Raw genomic sequence first — 4,368 nt, forward strand, 5'->3', positions numbered from 1 at the left:
CCTCCTCGTATGGTACCGAGCATCTATGATAATTTGAAGATACCAGATAAAACTATTTATGTAAACGTTTTATTTTGCTTAAATAAGCGGTTTCTAATAATTCAACATAATTCTACCAAATACCCTGTGTTGTATAATTATGAAGCGCAAGTATAACACGCTCGCGTCAACATGAGATCTTCAACGTTAATGCTCGCGATCACAACTAGTGGATTCTCAGGAGCCGCTAGCTTCCACAACGAATCGTTATTATCTAATCACCCAATACATCAGTCCTTTTTAAATCCCTCCACGGCCAGAAGCAGAACACTTGCTCGTATATACCTATGGGGGTATATTATTTAGTGACAAATACTTACTAAAGGAGTCATCTAAAATGATTAAAGAAATACATGATCAAGATTTTGCCAAAGAAACAGATACTGGTATCGCCGTTATTGATTTTCGCGCGGACTGGTGCCCACCATGTCGCATGATGGACCCAATTCTTAAGTCCCTTTCTGAAGACCCCGCATACAAGGACCAGGTCAACTTCGTTTCATTGAACATTGACCATGAACAAGCTACGGCCAGTCAATTCCAAGTTCAAGGAATTCCAACCTTCCTGATTAAGAAAGATGGCCAAGTCGTCAGTCACATGGTCGGAGCACGTCCTAAGCCTGATTTTGAAGCCGAACTCAAAAAAGCACTTGCCTAATTACGAAGGGGGCATCATGAATCATGGCAACTACTGAAGAATATGTCACTAACAAGCAGATCAAGACCCGGCTGAAACGCTCGGCTGGTCAACTGGACGGCGTTTTACGTATGATGGACGAAAATCGTCCTTGCGAAGATGTCTTAGTTCAACTTTCAGCAGTGGAATCAAGTATCGACAAGGCCATGAAACTCGTCATCGCCCGTAATATTAATAATTGTGTAGATGCGATGACCACGGCTGATATTCAGAATCTTGAACACTCCTTGGATCTACTGCTAAAAACCAAATAACGCCAAAAAAGACGGTGTCGCCAATCTCAGTTGGTTATACCGTCTTTTTAGTGCCAGTTGACTCAGTTAAGCACCGTATCCGTCAGGCAACTTATCGAGTCAATCTTTCCAATCGCCCTTTTTCCAGTCATCGTCGTCATCACTGTGGGACTGCTCGGCATCCTTGGGCGCTCGTTTTGCTCGCTTCAACAGTACCGCCGTTGAAACCACCGTTAAGAACCCAGTCGCAATAATAAAGACAAATGTCCACATCACAATATCGCTAATCGCCATCTCGGGGCCCTCCCATATAATTTAATTGTCGTTAGTATAGCGCAGGCCCGTTGTAATAGCAAAAACGCCCTGGATAGTTTGCCCACACAATCGCTATCCAGAGCGTTTAATTCTTCAGCGACAACGACCTAATCGTTGTCATCCTCATCTTCTTCCTCCAAACCAGTTCGAGCATCGTTACCAAGATAAGCTTGTAATTCCCGAATATTGCGATTGTTACTGCCACGATAAGCAACTAACCAAGCCGCCAGTGCCGGCCGGGTTTCTTTTTCAGCAAGCTTGATAGCCCGGTCAACGAATAGGTTTTCCGTATCAAAATCCTTGATTGTTGCGGCCACGAGTTCATCAGCAGATTGATACTTGAAAGCCCCATTTTCTTCCAACATGGAATACTTGNCTGGTTTTCATCTAGGAGTAATTCGCCTAATTCAGCAAACTGACGGACATTCTGATCTAACAAACGTTGATATGCTGTCCGCAATGCCAATGATTGTGGTCCTTTAACGTACCACTTCACTTGGGTCAACTTAACGTAAGCAACCATTAAGTTAGATAAAATGTGATTCGTCATTGCGCCCGCTGTTGGGACATGGTGATCAATGTCACTCTGTTTTAATTCCGCTGCGTATTGTTCGTCGATCGTTAGTTCACTCATCGTTTATTCCTCCTACTTAACCTTGACGTTTTCAACTTCGTAACCAAGTCCGGTAACAACTTGTGCCAAATCATCGGCATTCGTCACTTCAGGATCAAAGTTAGCCTTTACCTTGCTGGCATTGAATAGCACCTTAACATTCTCAACGCCGTCATGGTTAGCAACGGCCTTTTCGATCTTGGTCATGCATGATGGGCAAGTCAACGTTCCTAATTGCATAATAATTTTCATAATCAATTACCTCCGTGTCGTTCATTTGATAGTTCTATCATAACCGGATTTGATTGATCAGAACTTGACGGCCGTCAAGAAATTCAAAAAAGTTTTACGCTACAATATAGTTATTAAAACAGTAGGAAATTTAAAACGTCAAACCCTATCTACCAAGCAAAATCTGTTATAGTTAGGGTGAATTTATTCAGGAGGTGGGCCTTATGGCAGAACATGAATGTGTGCAGTTAGTCCCAATTTTTAGCGAACTCGGTAGTGAACAATTAGACACCATCGAATCGATCGTTCGTCACCACCACTATCCAGCCGGCAGCACTTTATTTGGTGCTGACGATCCACTGGATTCACTGATGATTGTTGCCAATGGGCAGGTTAAAGTCTATCAGCTAGCTGCCAATGGTCGCGAGCAGTTACTATACCTATTACAAACTGGTGATATCGATGGCGAAGCTGCCTTATTTGAAAATCAACGGCGGACCTCATTCGGTGAAGCCTTAGTACCGACGGATGTTTGCAGTATTCGCCGTTCAGACTTTCAAGACTTGATGCAAAAATATCCCAGTATCAGCATCAACGTCTTAAACGTCTTTGGCAAACGTCTCAGTCAACTGGAACGTCAAATAACCAGCACGGCCACTGAATCCGTCGAAGCCCGTTTAGCGAACTATATCACTGAAACAGCGGCAGCGCTCAAAACCGACACGTTTAAACTACCATTAAAGAAAAAGGACCTGGCGACGTTCCTCGGCACCACCCCTGAAAGCATCAGCCGTAAGCTCGCCTTATTCGAGCGTCAAGGCCTAATTACGCAAAAGCCTGGCAAGGTCATCGAAATTAACAATGCCGACCAGCTATTATTAACTGAATAATGGCTACTAATTAAATTATCCTTAATCCCCCGGATGACTAGCGAAATCACTGTTAGTCATCCGGGGGCTTTTACGTCAACCATCACGCTGCCTCATAAGGTGATTTACAGGCACTAACAGCTCCTGCATGCCGATAATTCAGAAGTAATCTTGAACTTTACATTAACATTCACAACCCATCAGCTACTGATTCAGGACTATTAAGATGATTAGTATCATTTTTTACTGAGTCGGTACCAGATGATACCACTGAGAATAATCTAAGGTATAATTAACTTAGTATTAGAAAATTTATTAGGGAGTGGATTTAATGGCAACCATTAATCAAGCAGCAGTAAAACAAGATCTCTACGATGCCGTCAACGGCGAGTGGCTCAAAACCGCCGTCATTCCGGATGACCATTCTTCAACCGGGGTCTGTATGGACTTAGTTGATGCCATTGAAAAAACGTTAATGCATGACTTTGATGCAATGGCGGCGGGAACAGTTACCCCGACGATCCTCAGCTAACCGAATTCATTAAGTTTTACCGCTTAGCTAAAGATTTCGACCAACGCAATGCCAATGGTGCGGAACCAATTCTGCCGTGTCTCAAGCAAATTGATAGTTTAAGCGACTTTGCTGACTTACAACAACGGATGCCCGATTGGATCTACGACGGCCCCCATTACCATTCAGCTTGGATGTCGACGCTGATATGAAAAATACCAAGGTCAACGCCTTATTTGCCCAAGTACCTGGGACTATCTTGCCCGACAAGACATACTACGACGAAGGCAACCAGGCCGGCCCTAAGTTGCTACCAATTTACGCTAAAATGATGACCGAACTGTTGCAAAAAACTGGTTACGAAAAGGACGAAGCACAAAAAATCGTTGATGACACGCTGCAATTCGATCGTTTGATCGTTCCGTGGATCAAATCCGCTGAAGAGTCGGCCGATTACAGTAAGATGTATAATCCTCGCAAATTCAACGATTTTGTTAACACTAGTCGTTATTTAGACTTAGCCGCCATCACCTACTCCGTCATCGATGTTAATCCCGACCTCGTCATCTTGCCAGAACCCGCCTTCTTCGATCACTTTAATGAAGTAGTTAATCCTGATAACTTCGATCTGATGAAGAACTGGATGAAAGCTAAACTCGTTCAACGGTACAGTGGTTACCTCAGTGATGAAATGCGGGTATTAGCCACGACTTATTCACGGGCATTGTCTGGTCAAAAAGAACCGCGGAACCAAGCTAAGAGTGCCTACTATCTAGCTACCGGAACTTTTGATCAAGTCGTTGGACTCTATTACGGCCACGAGTGTTTTGGTGATGGTCTGCTCGTCACAGCGTTGCCAA

The 4,368-nt window shown here is 43.7% G+C and carries 6 protein-coding genes and 2 pseudogenes; 4 read left to right on the forward strand and 4 right to left on the reverse strand.

The features are described 5' to 3' along the window. The first annotated feature begins 376 nt into the window (after window positions 1-376). Complete coding sequence (locus FC65_RS08970; RefSeq protein ID WP_056972411.1) at window positions 377-697, forward strand: thioredoxin family protein; 321 nt, start codon at window positions 377-379, stop codon at window positions 695-697. 23 nt (window positions 698-720) lie between these two features. Further along, window positions 721-990: a metal-sensitive transcriptional regulator gene (locus tag FC65_RS08975; RefSeq protein WP_056972413.1), complete on the forward strand. Its 270-nt coding sequence runs from the start codon at window positions 721-723 to the stop codon at window positions 988-990. Window positions 991-1,089: 99 nt separating this feature from the next. Here FC65_RS08975 and FC65_RS12170 read toward each other — a convergent pair whose 3' ends face one another. From FC65_RS12170 to FC65_RS08985, 4 genes and pseudogenes are all read right to left on the reverse strand, one after another. After that, window positions 1,090-1,263, reverse strand: a complete 174-nt coding sequence (locus FC65_RS12170; protein ID WP_010497317.1) for a hypothetical protein — start codon at window positions 1,261-1,263, stop codon at window positions 1,090-1,092. Window positions 1,264-1,391: 128 nt separating this feature from the next. Continuing rightward, window positions 1,392-1,659: ferritin family protein (locus FC65_RS12550; protein ID WP_477218332.1), on the reverse strand; the 268-nt coding region annotated here is incomplete at its 5' end. Window position 1,660: 1 nt separating this feature from the next. Further along, window positions 1,661-1,918 (reverse strand): annotated as a pseudogene (locus FC65_RS12555) (ferritin family protein); the annotation flags it as partial. A 12-nt stretch (window positions 1,919-1,930) separates the two neighbouring features. Beyond that, entirely contained in the window at window positions 1,931-2,152 is a 222-nt protein-coding gene (locus FC65_RS08985) for a heavy-metal-associated domain-containing protein (RefSeq protein ID WP_024272221.1), read from the reverse strand. 200 nt (window positions 2,153-2,352) lie between these two features. Between FC65_RS08985 and FC65_RS08990 the strand changes: the two genes are divergently transcribed. Next, the gene (locus tag FC65_RS08990) at window positions 2,353-3,018 is read left to right on the forward strand and encodes a Crp/Fnr family transcriptional regulator (protein WP_056972414.1); all 666 of its coding nucleotides are present in this window, start codon (window positions 2,353-2,355) and stop codon (window positions 3,016-3,018) included. A 310-nt stretch (window positions 3,019-3,328) separates the two neighbouring features. Beyond that, window positions 3,329-4,368: pseudogene (locus FC65_RS08995) on the forward strand (M13 family metallopeptidase); the annotation flags it as partial.

Source organism: Ligilactobacillus acidipiscis DSM 15836 (genome assembly GCF_001435755.1).
Classification (GTDB): Bacteria; Bacillota; Bacilli; order Lactobacillales; family Lactobacillaceae; genus Ligilactobacillus; species Ligilactobacillus acidipiscis.